The organism is Rhizobium sp. UFLA01-1127 (genome assembly GCF_059803845.1).
Genome location: NZ_JAUQTZ010000047.1, coordinates 1 through 16877 on the forward strand (window position 1 = coordinate 1; position 16877 = coordinate 16877).

The window sequence follows — 16877 nt, forward strand, 5'->3', positions numbered from 1 at the left end:
TTAGTTCAATCCGGCTTACATGAGGTCGCCCGAAGTCGCCGCACCGCCCATGCGACCTCAAATAACCCTCCAGATTCTTGTCGACCTGGTCGACGATTCCAAGGGTGATCTCACAGCAATCGAGAACGCCGGCTTCAGCGATCAGCCGAATGTTCTACCCTCGGGGGGTGCCCGTGTTGTCATCGACCGGTAGGCTTTCCCGCATGTCAATCTGTCGCGGCTCAAAGGCCAGAGACGATTTGACATACGGATGAGGGAAAAGACGCCCATATGCGCTAACCTGAGGATCTATGTTTCATTCGGCTCGACGCCTGATTAGTTACACGTCCCGGGCCGCTTCTTCCAAACGCGGACCGCCAAAGTTGCCCGCCATTAACGGCAAATTTATCCGTCTCCATGACACTTAATATCTCGTCCTCCGGAAGTATTGGAGAGAACTCCCTTGAATTCAATCGTCGAGACAGCTCATCGCTTTGAAGAAGGTGATCGCTCCTCAGCTACCATGTGGTTAGCTGATGCAGAGCACGCAGTTGCTGTCTTGACCATTGATGGGCATGTGATTGCCGCAAACTCGGTGTTTGCCAATATCGCGCAACTTCTCGCAGGTTTTCGCGTCGGACGAAATATTCATGACTTCCTAGACCCCCATGATAGCGTCATCTTCGGTGTACAACTCATGGCGGCAGCTGCGATACCCGGAACTGCTCGGTTCGCCCAGGTCTTCTTGCGAAGCGACAATGGCTCTTCGTGGCATGTCTTGGTCGAGCTTGCGACCAACAGCGATGGTGAGGCGTTGCCTCAGTCGGTCATAGCGCGTTTTGTCCCAGCCAATGCTCCGACCGTCCGAACGGCAGCGGAGACGAACACCGAAAACCCGTGGGATCTTGCCCTGATTGCCAGCCGCACTGCCGTGTGGGATCACGATCTGGAACGCCAGGAGACATATTATTCCGATATGTGGCGCGAGGTTCGCGGGTTGTCGGCTGAGGACACTGTGCCACAGTCATTGGACGAGCTGCTTGAACAGATCCATCCCGATGACAAGCAAACCGTATTGAATGGCATTCACGAACAGCGGCAGGGAGATGCAAATCCGTGCGTATTCCAATACCGTTACAAGCATCGGCAAGGTCATTGGATCTGGATTGAATGTCGAGGGGGCTGCGTCAAATGGGACAGCAACCACCGCCCTCTTCGTGTCGTCGGTACTGATACCGACATAACCGCCAGAAAAAATTCGGAAGAGACACTTGAGCGTATCTCACAACGCCTTCGACTAGCACTCGAAGTCTCCAAGATCGGTGTTTTCGAGGCCGATTTTGACCTCGGCAGCGCCGAATGGGATGCGGGCATGTTCCGCCTCTACAACCTCGAGCAACAGTCCGAGGTAAAGATTGGCGGCTTGTGGGAATCCATGCTGCACCCCGATGACATGGAACGGGTCTTCAAGAAAGTGGATCACCACGTCGCGAATCTAATTCCCTTTTCGGATGAATACAGGGTAATTTTCGCGGACGGGTCGGAACATTTCATTCGGTCAAGAACCCTGCCGTTCATCGATAATGACGGTCATCGTAAAATGATCGGAGCCAATTGGGATGTTACTGCCGACCTGGCCCTCCAACGAGATCTAGTCTACGCAAAGAAACTCGCGGAAGCCAGGAACCTCGAGCTCGAATCCGCCAAGAAGCATATTGAGTATGTTGCGCTGCATGATCCTCTAACTGGCTTGCCCAATCGTAGGTATCTGGAGGAAAGGATCGTCAGCATCGAAGCCGACTGCAGGGCAACCGGTGGCGGTGCTGCCGTACTTCATTTTGATCTCGACCGCTTCAAACAGGTCAACGATACCTACGGACACCACACCGGCGACAGCTTACTTCAACACACCGCAAGGGTGTTAAAGGAAAACGTTCGAAACGACGAGTTCGTTGGCCGCCTTGGAGGTGACGAGTTCGTAGCGATCGTCAGATTTGACGGATCGATGGAGCCGCTTCAATCAATGGCGGCAGGCATCATCGAAGCGCTGCGCAAGCCGGTGGCTATAGATGAAATCGAGTGCCGCTCCGGTACGAGCATCGGCATCGCCTGCGAAATCGGCCATGACGTCGACGTGCGCCGTCTTCTGGTCAATGCGGATATTGCCCTTTACAAGGCAAAAGAACATGGCCGGAACCGCTTCGATTTCTTTTCAGACGAATCGCGCAATCGGGTTATCGCGGCAAAGCATATTTCCGACGAAATCTGGGCCGGGCTTGAGCGCGATGAATTTATTCCGGTTTATCAGCCGCAGTTCGATGCGATGACGCTCGATATTGTCGGCGTCGAAGCGCTCGTCCGTTGGCAGCATCCAACACGCGGCCTTCTCGTGCCTGGCGACTTCCTCAAGGTCGCCGAAGAGATGAATATCGTCGGCGATATCGACCACGTCATCTTTCGCAAGGCCATGGCAGATACGGAGGTCTGGGCGGTCCAGGGGGCCTTTATACCAAAATGCTCAGTCAACGTATCTGCTCGACGCTTGCAAGATCCGAAACTCAGGACACTGCTTGATATTGAGCCAGAGATGGCTGGCAGGTTCTCCTTCGAGCTTCTCGAATCCATTTTCTTAGATGAATTGGACAGGCAGATGGAGGATAATCTTGCCTATATTCGCAGACTTGGCATTTCCGTGGAAGTGGATGATTTCGGTTCCGCACATGCCTCAATCATGAGCCTCTTACATCTTCGACCCAATACCTTAAAAATCGATCGTCGGCTCATCCGTTCGATAGACACCTCGGCGGAACAACGGGAACTGATTGGCTCCATTATCGGTATGGGCCATTCCCTCGGTATTAGGGTGACGGCGGAGGGCGTGGAAACGACTTCTCACGCAGACATACTTCGAGACCTGGGTTGCGATATTCTTCAGGGGTTTGGGTTGGCTAAGCCCATGTTTTGCTCGGGCCTCATCGATTTCGTAAAGCGAAGGGCAGACAAGGCACCTTGCTAACGCGGGTCCGGCCCGATCGTCAATAGCTCAATGGGCTGCACAGTCCCCGTACGGCATGCCGTCCTATAAATCCCAACCTGAGTGTCCAGAGGTAGATTGCCCGCGCCTCAAGAGCTCCAGCTCCGCCCTTTCAACCCGGGCCAGGCGGAGGATGGAAAGTTGACCTGCGGCGCCAATGGCGATGCTAAGCCTGGCGTCTGTCAATTCTCATGCCGGATGCACGGGTGCTATAACGCGTACGATTTAAGGGCACGTCAGATCGGTGCGCCGAAAACGGAAAGCAATTCATCAATGGTTTGCTGCATGCCGCCGGTGAGTTGCCGGCCTTTTTGCCAGAACACCACATAATGATATACGGCGCCCGGTTCAAAGGGCCGGAACTCCAGTTCGAACTGCTTATATTCCCGGGCAATCAAGCTATTGATGATCGAAACTCCGATGCCGGCAGCGACGAACCCGACATCATGGCCGTTCGCATCATATTCAACGGCCAGATCCGGCTCCACGCCGCTATACCGCAACGCATTAATATTCATCTGATGGGCTGCAAACTGAGGCTCTATGTCCACCAAAGCCTCACCGGCAATATCTTCTGGCGCAATAATCTCTTTAGTAGCCAGGCGATGTCCCGCCTGAAACAGGCAGACGTTTCTGGCGGTGGCCGCCGGTACCCATTCGAAAGCGCGCTCGTCGAGGGGCAGACGCGAAATTCCCAGATCCGCCCATCGAGAATTCTGAGATCGACCGCATCGATCTTCATTACCGCTAACCCTGCACTACCTTTTCGGCTTCCATCTCGGCAATATCCTGAAAGCGATCGGCGATACGCGCGTGGGGGCGACCACCATCGGCAGCGCCGATCGCCACGATGATTTCGTCCGGGCCAGGCGCGTCGGGGACCACGAAATTTGCGGTCAGGAAGTGCGAGCGTTTGCCGCTCTCGCTCTTGTGCATCATTGGCAGCGATAGAAGCGCACCCGGACCATTGCGGGTATTCGCGAATTCCAGGTAGTTGGTGCCGCCGATCGCGTCGCGAAACGGGTTGCCGAACCGCAGCGTATGGATCATCGCGGAGGCATGCTCGATTTCGCCGTTTACGCCCGTTGCCGCAGCCTTACCACAGGCTTCGATCTTGTTCGCATCGATGTGGAGCAATAGACGGCGCGTCATCTCGTGGCTGAGGTCGGCGACGATGCGAATGATCTCCGGTCGCAAATTCTCAACAAACCCACGGCCGGCCCAGGGGTTCTCAATTACGGCCGCGACTACTATCATCGTCAGCGGGCGCGGAGCCACCCTGCCACCTTCGACCAATGTCTCTTCGATGAACGTCGATATTTTCCTGATGCCAAGTGTCATGTGCAGCGCCGATGCTAATGTTGAAGCTCGCTCCAGCCTAGCTTTTGGAGAATGCGCGTCTTCCTTCAATCTGAGGAAACGTCCAGCGTCGGTTTCCTCTGAAGCAGAGTAGACTTGTTGACAGAGGTGGCGCATGCTGCTTGATAATCATCAAGGTCGAGGCATGGATCATAAGTCTCAGATATTGGCGCTCCGTGACGTCGCAAGCCAGATCAACAGCGGCGGCGACCTGCAGACCGTACTGCAGCATCTGATCTCGGCAGCCTGCCGCCATGCCCATTGGTCGCTCGGCTCGATCATGGGGATCGATGCGGCGCATGGCTATGCCTATGTCATCGTCCGTTATGACCCGACGCTGATCGAGCGGCAGCTGCCGGACAGGTGGGAGCTGGCGACCAGCCCGTCGTTGATCGCCCTGCAGCGCAACGAGCCCATCTATATTCGCGACGCCCGTGAGTCCGTCGAATTTCCCGGCTACCGCAAGGAAGCCTTCCAACGCGACTACCGCACCGTCCTCGTCATGCCGATGAACTGCAAGGACGCCGAGGGCCGGCCGATGGTGCTGAGCGTCATCTCGCGTCAGATTACCGAAGTCTCCGAAGACGACCTCGCCTTTCTTGGCGCGATTATCCATATGGGCGCCATCGCCGTCGAGCGCGAACACCGGCTGGAGGCCGAGAAGCGCGCGGCGCAGCGGCTCGAGCGGGCGCTGCAGGCACATACCTCGCTGCTCGAACATGTGCTTAGTGACGGTGCCGTCGCGCCGCTTTCGGCGATGGTCGGCATGATGCTGCCCAACCCGACCGTCGTCGTCGATTTCACGGCTAACCAGGTGATCGCAGGACGTCCGCCGAATGCGCTCTACGACGAGGCCTCCTGGCAGGCGGCGGCGGCCACCACGCTTGCCCGTCCCTTGATGAAGGCGGCGCGCGAGGCGATCGATCGCGGCACGACCGACGCCGCCAGTCTGTTTCTCGATGACGGTGCGCAGCGTTTCAAGATTTCGGCTCGTATCGAGCCGCTGACCGTCGATAACCAGCTGGTCGGCGCATTGATCATCTTCCCGACCTCGCGCGAATTCAGCGACCTCGATCTGTTGATGCTCGACAGCGCCAAGTTCGCGCTCAGCGTCCAGATGATGCGCAGCTTCATCCGCTTCCGCTTCGAAACCCGCACCCAGACCGAACTATTCTTCGAGATCGTCGAGGCACGCTGGCGCAATGCCGGCGATGTCGCCCAGCGCGCTCAGCGGCTGGGGCTGAATTTCTCGCAGCCACAGCAGATGATCGTCGTCGATTTTCCCGACAAGACGAAAGCCTTCGGCGGTGCCTCCGTCGATGTCGAGCATACGCTTGCCCGTATCATGCAGCAGGCCTCGCTGCAGGCAAACCTGATCGCCATCGATGGCGGCGTCGTCTGCCTCGTGCCCCATGACGCAAGCAAGCTGCAGGAGCGGACGGTAAAGCTGACACGGCGGATCGCCGAAGAGCTCGGCCGCTATTTCGACGAACCGCCTGTTGTCGTTGCGGGCAATCGCTGTACGACGCTATCCGATTATCCGGCCGCGTGGCAACGTTGCAGCCGGATGATCCGCATCGGCCGTTCCTTCGGCTTGACGGGCGCTGTTTCCGCACAGGATTTCGGGCCGCTGCCGATGCTGGTTGCGGCGTCCGAGGCAGGCGACGTGCGCAGCTTCGTTCAGGAAAGCGTCGGCGCCATTGCCGAGCATGACCGCGAAAACGGTACGCCTTATCTGGAAACACTCTCCACCTACTTGCAGGAGGGCTGCCGCAGCCAAGCCTGCGCCGATACGATGGGCCTGCATGTGACGACCCTACGCTATCGTCTGTCGCGCATCCAGGAGCTCTTCGGTGTCGATGTCGAGACGCCCGAGAAGCGCTTCGCCGTCGAGCTCGCCATCCGCCTGCACGGCGTCATCGACAATCGCGTCAGCGCCGAAAAATAACCTTCGCCAACCGGGATCCGTGGTCTTGCAGCGCATGCTGCTGGCCGTTTTTCGTCTCCTACGGATCACAGCAGAAGTTCTCCGCTCACTCCATCGAAGCCAAGGAAGAACGGCCGCACCGGCAACGATAGCCTCTCCTCATCAAGCACGAGGAGGCACGAAAGCATGGCGGAGACAGCGGCAAAGGCGGATGCGCCGATCGACCCGATCGCACTGCGCCGGGCATTTGGAACCTTCGTGACGGGCGTCACCGTCATCACCACCCGTGACGATGATGGCACGCCGCGCGGCATGACCGCGAACTCCTTCACCTCCGTCTCCCTCGACCCGCCGCTGCTGCTGGTCTGCATCGCAAAGTCGGCTTCCAGCTATCAGGCTTTCACCAGCGCCGGCTGCTTCGCGGTCAATATCCTCCACGAGGGACAGGTCGATGTATCCGCGACCTTTGCCTCCAAATCGCCGGACAAGTTCCAATCCGTCACACACGATCATATCCATACCGGCGCACCTGTCTTGACCGACAGCCTCACCTGGTTCGATTGCACGACCTGCAATACCGTCGATGCCGGTGATCATGCGGTTCTGATCGGCGAAGTCCGCGCTTTTGGCACCAGCCCGACGGCGCCGCTCGGCTTCTGCCGCGGCCGTTATGCCAGCGTCAAGGATCCGCTGCCATCAGGCTGGCTCGCATCGCATGGCATGATCATCGGCTATCTCATCGAAGCCGGCGATGGCCTGCTATTGCGCTCGGATGGCAAGAGTGGTTGGGTGCTTCCCTCGGCGCGCCGCCGCAAGGCCGACAGCCAACTCGTCGTCGAAGGCGGCGATGCACTGCGGCTGATGCCGGAGGAGACCTTCCTCTATTCCGTCTTCGACGTGGCCGATAGCGATCCCGGCTATCTCGTCTATCGTGCCCGGCTGGCGGGTGAGGGGGCGAGCGTCAACCTGCCTGCCGACCTCCGCTTCTTTGCCATCGATGCTCTGCCCTACGAGACGATCGTCAGCCACGAACTGCGCTCCATGCTGCGCCGCTATGTGCGCGAGCGGCAGGCCGGCCGGTTCGGCATCTACATGGATTCAGACGACGGCGGCCGCGTCGCGATGATCGACGGCGAAGCCCGTGCCTGGATCCACGCCTCCCAAGACCAAGGACAGTGATATGAAGACGACAGTGAGCTCCATCGAAGGTTCGCGACAGGGCCTGTTCATCAATGGCGAATTCGTGGCGCCGAAGAACGGCAACTATATCGCCAGCTACGACCCGACCACCGGCGAGCGCTGGTACGATCTGGCCGAAGCCGATGCCGATGATGTCGCGGCGGCTGTCGCGGCCGCAAATGCCACCTTCCGCAATCCGGCCTGGCGGCGCATGACGCAGACTGACCGCGGTGCGCTGGTGCGCAAGCTCGCAGAACTCGTCCGCGCCAATGCCGATACGCTTGCCGAAATCGAAACGCGCGACAACGGCAAGCTGCTCAAGGAGACCCGGGCGCAGATGCGCTCGATGCCGGATAGCTACCACTACTTCGCCGGCATGGCCGACAAGCTGCAGGGCGATACCATTCCGATCAACCGGATGGACACGCTGAACATCAACCTGCGTGAACCGCTCGGCGTCGTCGGCATGATCACGCCCTGGAATTCGCCGCTGATGCTTCTGACCGGCACGCTGGCGCCATGCCTGGCGATCGGCAACACCGTCGTCATCAAGCCTTCGGAACATGCGACCGCCTCGACGCTTGCGCTGGCAGAACTCATCCATGAAGCCGGCTTCCCGGCAGGCGTCGTCAACGTTGTGACGGGCACCGGCAAGAGCGTCGGCGAGGCGCTGACCCGTCATCCTGGCGTCGCCAAATATGTCTTCACCGGCAGCACTGCGACCGGCCGCCGTATCGCCGGCAATGCGGCCCAGAACCTCGTGCCCTGCTCGATGGAGCTCGGCGGAAAGTCGCCGCATGTGGTCTTCGGCGATGTCGAGATCGAGCATGCGGTCAACGGCGTCGTCTCCGGCGTCTTCGCCGCTGCCGGGCAGACCTGCGTTGCCGGTTCGCGCTGCTTCGTCGAAGCCAGCATCTACGACAAGTTCATCGATGCGCTGATCGCCCGCACCGCCCGCATCCGCGTCGGTCTGCCGACGGTCGAGGATACCGATATCGGCCCGCTCGCGCTCGCCGACCAGCTTTCCAAGGTCGAGGGTTATGTGGCCTCGGGGGTCAAGGAAGGCGCCAAGGTCGCGGCCGGTGGACGCCGGCCGCAGAAGGAAGGCCTTTCGAGCGGCGGCTGGTACTACGAGCCGACTGTCATGGTCGATGCGCAGAACGACATGGGCTTCATGCGCGACGAGATCTTCGGCCCGGTGGTCGGTGTCATGCCGTTCCGCGACGAGGCGGAAATGATCGCGCTTGCCAATGACAGCCATTACGGCCTCGCCTCCGGCATCTGGACCAAGGACATCGATCGGGCGCTTCGCTTCGCCAACCAGATCGAAGCCGGCACTGTGTGGATCAATACCTACCGGTCCGCCTCCTTCATGTCCGCCAATGGCGGCTTCAAGGAAAGCGGTTACGGCCGGCGTGGCGGCTTCGAGGTGATGCATGAATTCTCACGCCTGAAGAACGTCATCATCGATTATTCCGGGGCGATGCAGGACCCCTTCGTCATCCGTCTGAAGTGACGGCTCAAAGAAAATAGAGCCCGAAAGGGAGGCTAGCAGATGAAATTCGCAGTATCGCTGACCATGGAACGCTTCTCGCCCGACATTCCGATGTTAACGGCCAAGAACAATCTCCTGCAATTGGCACGGATGGCCGACGAGGGCGGTTTCGAGGCTCTATGGACCGCTGAGCACCACACGATCGAATGCACGATCTCTCCCAATCCGTTCCAGACGCTGGTCTGGCTGGCGCAGCATACGCAGCAGATCCGTCTGGGCACCTCGACGCTGGTCGCGCCTTACTGGAGCCCGATCCGGCTCGCCGGTGAATCCGCGCTCTGCGATCATCTGACCAATGGTCGTCTGGAATTCGGCATCGCCCGCGGCTCCTACCAGTACGAGTTCGACCGGATGGCTGGCGGCATGCCGCAGCAGGAAGGCGTCGCCTATATGAAGGAGATCGTCCCAGCGGTGAAGAAGCTCTGGGCCGGTGACTACGCCCATGACGGGCACTACTGGAAGTTCCCGACCGCCACGTCGGTGCCCAAGCCGCTGCAGCAGCCGCATCCGCCGATCTGGGTCGCGGCCCGCGATCCCGGCTCTTTCGACTGGGCGATCGCCAATGGCGCCAGCATCCTCTCCACGCCGCTTTCGCAGCCGCCAGCCGAGATCCAGGTTCTGGCTGACAAGTTTAACAAGGCGGTTGCCGATCATCCCGAGGTTCCGCGCCCGCGCTTCATGATGCAGCGCCGCACCTGCATCTACGACAAGGCCGACGGCTGGGAACTGGCGGTCAAGCACAGCATGGATTACGGGCGTGCCTTCGAAAACCTGATGCAGAATATTGGCAATGTCCGCGAAGGCTTCCCGGAAGCGGTGCCCTATGAAGCGGTCAAGGGCAAGGACAACTACAATCCGGACAATATCCGTAAGAACCTGATGTTCGGCACGCCCGATGAGGCGATCGAGAAGCTGCTGGTCTATGAAGAAGCCGGTGTCGATCAATACTGCCTCGGCCTGACCTTCAACCTGCCCTTCGAGCTGCAGAAGCGGACGATCGAGCTGTTCGTCAAGGAAATCATGCCCTTCTTCGCCGCGCGCGAAAAGGACAAGCAGCGCAAGGCGGCGGCAGGCTGACATGGCAGAGGTACGGCGCCATACCGTCGGAGACGTGACGCTCAACTACCGGATCGACGGTAGCGGCGATCCGCTTGTCTGCATCCACGGCGTCGGCTCCTATCTGGAGGCGTGGTCGGGTGTGGTCGAGCGCCTGAAGGACAGCTTCACGATTCTGACCTTCGACCTGCGTGGCCACGGCCAATCGAGCCGGGTGAAGGGCCGCTATGAGATCGACGATTTCGTCAACGAGGCGCTGGCGCTCGCCGACAAGGCAGGCTTCTCGAGCTTCAATCTCGCCGGCTTCTCGCTCGGCGGGTTGATCGCCCAGCGCCTGGCGCTCACCCATCTGGACCGGCTGCGCAAGCTCGTGCTGTTATCGACAGTGGCCGGCCGGACGCCGGAAGAGCGGATACGGGTTTTGGAGCGCCTCGCGGCGCTGCGGGCCGGCACTCCTGCTGATCATCACAATGCCTCGCTATCGCGCTGGCTGACTGAAAAATTCCAGGCCGCGAACCCGGAGGTTATCGCAATGCTTCGCCAGCGCGATGCCGAGAACGATCCGGAATGCTATGCGGCGGCCTACCGCGTGCTCGCCGAGACCGACTTCGGCGGCTTCCTCGACCAGATCCGCTGCCCAACGCTGATCGCGACGGGGGAAGACGATGCCGGATCCAATCCGCGCATGGCCCACTACATGCACGAGCGTATCCCGGGCTCGACGCTGTCGATCCTGCCGGGGCTGCGTCACTCAATCCTGATCGAGGCGCCGGAAACGGTGGCGAACCTGATGCGCGGCTTCCTGGCCGCCAAGGAGACGAACCATGGATGAGGCGCTCAGAAAAAGCGGCGAGGCCGTTCGCCGCAAGGTGCTCGGCGACGACTATGTCGACCGCGCCATCAACGGCGCCGACAGCTTCTCGGCACCGTTCCAGGACGTGCTCAACGAATATTGCTGGGGGACAGCCTGGACCGACGAAGGGCTCGATCTCAAGCAGCGCAGTCTCCTCAACCTCGGCATGCTGGCGGCGCTGAACCGCATGCATGAATTCGGCATCCATTTTCGCGGCGCGATCCGCAACGGCCTGACCGATGACGAACTGAGGGCAGCACTCGTACAGATCGCGGTTTATTGCGGCATTCCGGCTGGTGTTGAGGCATTCCGGGTCGCGCGCTCCATTCGCGACGAGATGCGCCAGAAAGGAGAGCTCTGACTTCCATCGATTCAAGGAAGCGACCGGCCTGCGGTTGCTTTAAATCGCCGGAAGACCGAGAGGTCACTCCGCCCCAAGATTGCTTCATGGTGCAGGATGATCCTGCACCCCAACCAAGAATGACAAAAAAGGGAACCATCGCATGAACAGACTGGCCAAGATTTCCGCAGCGGCAGCATCGCTCGCCGTTGCCTTTGCCGCCCTCCCGGCCAATGCCGGTGCCGTCCTCGATCACGTCATGGCGGCCAAGGACCTCAAGGTTGCGACTGACGCCAACTGGGCGCCGCAATCATTCATGAACGAGAAGAACGAACTCGACGGCTTCGACGTTGACGTCGCCAAGGATATCGGCAAGCGTCTCGGCGTGAAGGTCGAGTTCGTCACCCCGGGCTGGGACATCATCACTGCCGGCAACTGGGCGGGCCGCTGGGACATGCATGTCGGCTCGATGACGCCGACCAAGAAGCGCGCCGAGATCTTCGATTTCCCGGCCGTCTATTATTATACCCCGGCAGCCGTTGCCGTTCACAAGGACAGCAAGGCGACCAAGCTTTCCGATCTTGACGGCAAGGTGGTCGGCACGACGGCAACCTCGACCTTCGAAGCCTATGCCAAGGGCGACCTGACGCTCGATGCCGCCGGCGCGCCTCCCTTCAAATATGAGTTCAAGCCGAAGGACGTGAAGTCCTACGCGAATTCAACCACCGCCTTCGACGACCTGCGTCTCGGTGATGGCACCCGTCTTGATGCCGTCGTCTCGTCGCTGCCGAGCATTCTCGACGCGGTAAAAGCCGGCTACCCGATCAAGCAGATCGGCGACCCGGTCTTTTACGAGCCGCTCGCGGTGGCGATCGAACATGGCGACAAGGAGTTCAACGACAAGATCGCTGAAGCCGTGAAGGGCATGCAGGCCGATGGCACACTGAGCAAGCTCTCCGTGAAGTGGTATGGCGTAGACTATACGGTCGTAAAGTAACCACCGCCAGAAGCGGACGGTCCGGGCAACCGGACTGTCGATTTGCCGCAAGGGACAAGAGATGCTTTATCCCGATACCGTCGAGTCTGAAGTGCTCGTCCATAAGCCGTGGTTCATCGCGACGATGTTTGCGGTCGTGCTGGCTTTCTTCCTGATGTTCAACCTGACCGGCACGGCGATGGGCGAATTGATGCGCCCCGTGATCGGCGATCCTTATGCCAGCGGGCTGTATGGACGTTTCGCGATCGCCTTCGTCATCGCCGTCATGTTCGTGCTCAATGTCGTGCTGATCGGCTTTGCGCCGCTCAGGGTGCAGATCGCAGTCGTCTGGGTGGAACTGCTGCTCTTGTTCCTCGCCTTCTTCGCGACGTTTCATCTGAGCCTGCCGTTCATCGTCGAAAAGCTGCCCTTCATGATTACCCAGGGCCTGGTGACGACGATCTATGTGTCCGCCGTTTCGATCGTCATCGCCTCGGCGATTGCCATTCTCGGCGCCGTCGCCAAACTGTCGACCAACGGCTTCGCCTATGCGATCGCCAGCTTCTACACCTCGTTCTTCCGCGGTCTGCCGCTCCTCATGCAGGTCTATCTGATCTATCTCGGCCTGCCACAGCTCGGCTTCGTCATCGATGCGGTGCCGGCCGGCATCCTCGCTCTGTCGCTCTGCTACGGCGCCTATATGACGGAGATCTTCCGCTCGGGCATCCAGAGCATCGATCGCGGCCAGTGGGAAGCTTCGCGTTCTATAGGCTTCGGCTTCGGCATCACCATGCGCAAGATCATCCTGCCGCAGGCGCTGCCCGTCATCATCCCGCCGACCGGCAACCAGTTCATCTCCATGCTGAAGGACAGCTCGCTGGTCTCTGTCATCGGCGTCTGGGAGCTGATGTTTCTTGCCCGCACGCTCGGACAGAAGACCTTCCAACATATGGAAATGCTGATCTCGGCCGCCATGCTCTATTGGATCATGTCGATCTGCCTGGAGCTCATCCAATCCCGCATCGAGCGTCATTACGCCAGGAGCAAAGTCCGATGAACGGCGACAAGATTATCGAAGCGAAAAACGTTTCCAAGTGGTACGGCGCCTTCCAGGTGCTGAAGGATATCAACCTGACGGTCAGCAAGGGCGAGCGCATCGTCGTCTGCGGCCCTTCGGGCTCCGGCAAGTCGACGCTGATCCGTTGCTTCAACCGGCTGGAAGCGCATCAGGAAGGCGAGATTTCAGTCAACGGCATCACGCTGCACAACAGGATGCGCAATGTCGGCGAGGTCCGCAAGAATGTCGGGATGGTGTTCCAGCACTTCAATCTCTTCCCGCACATGACGGTGCTGATGAACTGCATGATCGGACCGATGTGGATCAAGGGCGTGCCGGAGGCGGAAGCCAAGAAGACGGCGCTGAAATTCCTGGAGCGCGTGCGCATTCCCGAACAGGCCAACAAATACCCGATCCAGCTCTCGGGTGGCCAGCAGCAGCGCGTCGCCATCGCCCGCTCGCTCTGCATGCAGCCGGCGGTTATGCTCTTCGACGAGCCGACCTCGGCGCTCGATCCGGAAATGGTCTCGGAAGTGCTGGAAACGATGACCGGGCTTGCCAAGGACGGCATGACGATGGTCTGTGTGACCCATGAAATGGGCTTCGCCCGCGCCGTTGCCGACCGGGTAATCTTCATGAATTCAGGCCAGATCGTTGAAGAGGGCAAGCCTGACGCCTTCTTCACGAACCCGCAGCACGAGCGGACTAAGCTGTTTCTCAGCCAGATTTTGAGCCACCACTGACTGAGCGGCCGAAGCGGACGTTTTCTAGGCGCTCAGCCAGGGAAAAGTTGGCGAGTGGAACTCATATGCGAGCGCTGAATATTCCAGCGCGACCGGCGCCGGCTAGCGCTTGACTTCAACACACCGAATAGAGAAGCTCCATAAATACCTCTTATGCCGCACTTTTAGCTAGCCGTAGCGCAAATTAAAATTAGCCGGACGTATTCTTTAAATTCGCCGAGAACTCGGTTAATGATAGCCGATGACAGACTCGCCGCCACCGAAAAAGCTGTTTGTGTCGAGTTTCAGCTCGATTTGCGCCATTTTTTCATTTCGCCTTGTACCAACTGATTGCATTTATGGTGTTGATCGAAAACATTTTCTTGCACTGTGGACGGATCCGTCCGAAATGAAAAAGTGGGTCAAGTTCGCGCGATAATCAACACAGATCCACAGGTTGCACGAAAGCAGGATGGAATGCGACAAAAATGTTGCATCAAAATTTAGAAGCCATACTAGGCGTGGTGACGGACTAACAATTTTGGATCCCATCTGAAGAGCAAAGCAAGGCTCACTTTTGCAGGTTGGCAATGAATGGCGAAGTCTTTCGGGGTTATCAATAGGAGCGCTTGAAGCCATTCGTGCCAGGTGGACGCATGCGCTTTCCGCGCCGAAACGGCCGAACGAGAAATTCGGTCAGATTCTGCGGCTCGCGGATGTTGGGCAGGCCGACATCGGGCCATTCCGCAGGTCTCGGATAATAGGCCGTCCCGAACAGAATGTCCCATATCGCCGAGCCGCTGCCGAAATTCCTGTTGAAATGCTGCTGTTCGATGGAATGGTGAATGCGGTGAAAGCGGTTGTCGGGAAAGACGTAGCGGACCCAGCCCAGGTTCAGACGCGTCGAGCTATGTTCGAAATAGCCTTGCCAGCGAACGAAGAACACCCAGATCCAGGGAACATAGTCCTGCCTGAAATCGAAGAGCAGCGAAACGGGAACGATCAGGAACGGAATCCTGAAGATCTCCTCGCTGAAATGGTGGTTGCTGTTGAAGGCGCTCATCTCCTCGAGCGAATGATGTTCCGCGTGGAAGCGCCAGAAGAATCTGCTGCTATGCTGCAGCCTGTGGAACCAATAGTAGAAGAACTCGCTGACCTGCAGGACGAGGAAGGACGCAGCTATGGCGCCTAAAAGGTGCAGCAGCCAGACGTTCGAAAATTTCGAGAGGAACGTCAGATCGATCTTGAATAGCGGTTTGATGCCGATATAGGCCCAAAGCCAATAGAAGAGCGTCAGGCTTGCCTTCGTGATGAGGATGTTCGTCACGCAGAAGACGGCGCCGCGAAGCTTCGATATGTAGGTATAGCGAGACTTCGGAAAGAAGATCTCCGCCGCCAGCAGCAGGATCGCGACCGGAATGACGCGATCAGTGTACTCCTCCATGAAGTTCAGCGATTGAAGCAAATTTTCCATTGTCAATTTGCTGTCCACGGAACGAGGGAAGGGGCACCACCATCCTCCTTTATCCGAGGAAAGTTGGCGCTTCAACTTGATGATTAAAAACTGGTTAAAGCCATGCGTTAACGGGCAAGAATGGCCTACCCGATGACAACGATCGCAGCGTAAGACAATCAGCCTATCCACGGGATCTCAATGCGGCGATCAGTGGCAGCCGGGCCGCTGCGAATGCCGGAAGGGCGCCGCCGAGGAGCCCGATTGCAAGGCCGAGCAAGCCGCCGGCCAGCATGACATCGATGGTCACGGTCAGCTGAAAGGCCATGCTGGCCTCATTGGCCCCTATGGTGCTGGCGTACCAGCCGTCGAAGAGAAGCCTTGATGCGGCGACGCCGATACCTGCTCCGCATGCGGCCAACGCGGCCGCTTCGAACCAGGTTGCCAGAAAGGTGGACAGCCGGCTGAAGCCGAGTGCCCGCAAGGTCGCGATCTCGACCCTTCTGTCCGAGATGGAACTCATCATCGTGTTGAGCGCACCGGCCGTCGCGCCTGCGGCCATCAACAGCGCGATCGGCCATCCGAACAAACGGATGAGATCGGCTGTATGTCCTGCCTGTGCCGCATAAAGTTCGGCCTCGGATACGGCCTTCAGCGACGTTTCGGTTATCGTCGCCAGCTTGCCGTTCAATCTGGCGAGGGAGGATGGATCGGCTAGCCGCAATCGCAGGCTTTGCACCTCCCCCTGCCGGTCGAAGGCGGCGCGCACCGCGTCGATGTCGCCCCAGATTTCCGACTCGAACGCGCCGCCATTAGCTGCAAAATGCCCGACCACCGTCCAGTCGACGGTGCCCAACCGCACCTTGGCGCCGATGCCGACGCCTGGATAATCGCGGACGATGCCTGCGCCGACGACGATCTCCCTGGCGCCGGGCGCAAACAGCCTCCCTTGCGAAAGGATAATGCCCTGCCGGATCGAGAAGCCGCTGCCGTCCATACCGCGCAAGGCAAGGGTCCTTGAAGTTCCGTTGCTTGCGATCGGAAGATCGACCGGGACCACCAGTTCGCGGGATGCAAGAAGGCCTCCGCCCGCATCACGAAGGACGCCGACATCATCCCTCCTGGCCCTGAGGTTACGGATCGCATCGGCGGAAATATCGGAGCCGGTCTCCTGGTTCGTGCCGCCGCCGAGCACCACGGCCACGAGCGGCGAGCCCGCGCCGGCCAAGGCCTTCTCGAAGCCGCTCGCCATCGCGAGGAAGCCTGTAAGGACCATGACGACGAGCGATACCGACAGCGCCATGGAGAGCGAGATCGCCAGGCGCCGTTTCATGCTGCCGAGAGCGGTCCTTGTCGCGACGATTATTTGCCTGATTTGGATGGACAT

13 protein-coding genes and 1 pseudogene are annotated in these 16877 nt (G+C 59.1%); 10 read left to right on the forward strand and 4 right to left on the reverse strand.

Translation table 11 applies throughout. The features are described from left to right. Positions 1 to 442: 442 nt before the first annotated feature. The gene (locus Q4Q11_RS14065) at positions 443 to 2995 is read left to right on the forward strand and encodes an EAL domain-containing protein (RefSeq protein ID WP_498569876.1); all 2553 of its coding nucleotides are present in this window, start codon (positions 443 to 445) and stop codon (positions 2993 to 2995) included. Between the two features lie 254 nt (positions 2996 to 3249). Here Q4Q11_RS14065 and Q4Q11_RS14070 read toward each other — a convergent pair. Both Q4Q11_RS14070 and Q4Q11_RS14075 read right to left on the reverse strand, forming a co-directional pair. Then, positions 3250 to 3717: pseudogene (locus tag Q4Q11_RS14070) on the reverse strand (LysR substrate-binding domain-containing protein); the annotation flags it as partial. Positions 3718 to 3760: 43 nt separating this feature from the next. Next, positions 3761 to 4354, reverse strand: a complete 594-nt coding sequence (locus Q4Q11_RS14075) for an amino acid synthesis family protein (RefSeq protein WP_113214075.1) — start codon at positions 4352 to 4354, stop codon at positions 3761 to 3763. 163 nt (positions 4355 to 4517) lie between these two features. Between Q4Q11_RS14075 and Q4Q11_RS14080 the strand changes: the two genes are divergently transcribed. From Q4Q11_RS14080 to Q4Q11_RS14120, 9 genes are all read left to right on the forward strand, one after another. After that, positions 4518 to 6320, forward strand: a complete 1803-nt coding sequence (locus Q4Q11_RS14080; RefSeq protein ID WP_498569877.1) for a helix-turn-helix domain-containing protein — start codon at positions 4518 to 4520, stop codon at positions 6318 to 6320. Positions 6321 to 6485: 165 nt separating this feature from the next. Then, positions 6486 to 7478, forward strand: coding sequence for a flavin reductase family protein (locus Q4Q11_RS14085; protein ID WP_498569878.1), 993 nt, complete (start codon positions 6486 to 6488; stop codon positions 7476 to 7478). Between the two features lies 1 nt (position 7479). Next, positions 7480 to 8994, forward strand: coding sequence for an aldehyde dehydrogenase (locus Q4Q11_RS14090; protein ID WP_498569879.1), 1515 nt, complete (start codon positions 7480 to 7482; stop codon positions 8992 to 8994). A 39-nt stretch (positions 8995 to 9033) separates the two neighbouring features. Further along, positions 9034 to 10110: an LLM class flavin-dependent oxidoreductase gene (locus Q4Q11_RS14095; protein ID WP_113214072.1), complete on the forward strand. Its 1077-nt coding sequence runs from the start codon at positions 9034 to 9036 to the stop codon at positions 10108 to 10110. 1 nt (position 10111) lies between these two features. Beyond that, entirely contained in the window at positions 10112 to 10921 is an 810-nt protein-coding gene (locus Q4Q11_RS14100; RefSeq protein ID WP_113214071.1) for an alpha/beta fold hydrolase, read from the forward strand. Next, positions 10914 to 11303 carry a carboxymuconolactone decarboxylase family protein gene (locus Q4Q11_RS14105; RefSeq protein WP_112714771.1) on the forward strand — a complete coding sequence of 130 codons (390 nt, stop codon included), beginning with the start codon at positions 10914 to 10916 and terminating at the stop codon, positions 11301 to 11303. Before Q4Q11_RS14100 ends, Q4Q11_RS14105 begins: the two co-directional genes overlap by 8 nt. A 142-nt stretch (positions 11304 to 11445) precedes the next feature. Further along, positions 11446 to 12279: a transporter substrate-binding domain-containing protein gene (locus Q4Q11_RS14110; RefSeq protein WP_498569880.1), complete on the forward strand. Its 834-nt coding sequence runs from the start codon at positions 11446 to 11448 to the stop codon at positions 12277 to 12279. Between the two features lie 61 nt (positions 12280 to 12340). Further along, on the forward strand, positions 12341 to 13315 hold the full coding sequence (locus tag Q4Q11_RS14115; RefSeq protein ID WP_113214069.1) for an amino acid ABC transporter permease: 975 nt from the start codon (positions 12341 to 12343) through the stop codon (positions 13313 to 13315). Then, complete coding sequence (locus tag Q4Q11_RS14120; RefSeq protein ID WP_498569881.1) at positions 13312 to 14058, forward strand: amino acid ABC transporter ATP-binding protein; 747 nt, start codon at positions 13312 to 13314, stop codon at positions 14056 to 14058. Before Q4Q11_RS14115 ends, Q4Q11_RS14120 begins: the two co-directional genes overlap by 4 nt. Before the next feature lie 595 nt (positions 14059 to 14653). Here the strand turns inward: Q4Q11_RS14120 and Q4Q11_RS14125 are convergent. Both Q4Q11_RS14125 and Q4Q11_RS14130 read right to left on the reverse strand, forming a co-directional pair. Beyond that, entirely contained in the window at positions 14654 to 15511 is an 858-nt protein-coding gene (locus Q4Q11_RS14125; RefSeq protein WP_498569882.1) for a sterol desaturase family protein, read from the reverse strand. A 163-nt stretch (positions 15512 to 15674) separates the two neighbouring features. After that, positions 15675 to 16877 (reverse strand): ABC transporter permease, encoded by a 1203-nt coding sequence (locus Q4Q11_RS14130; protein ID WP_498569883.1) that lies wholly within the window; start codon positions 16875 to 16877, stop codon positions 15675 to 15677.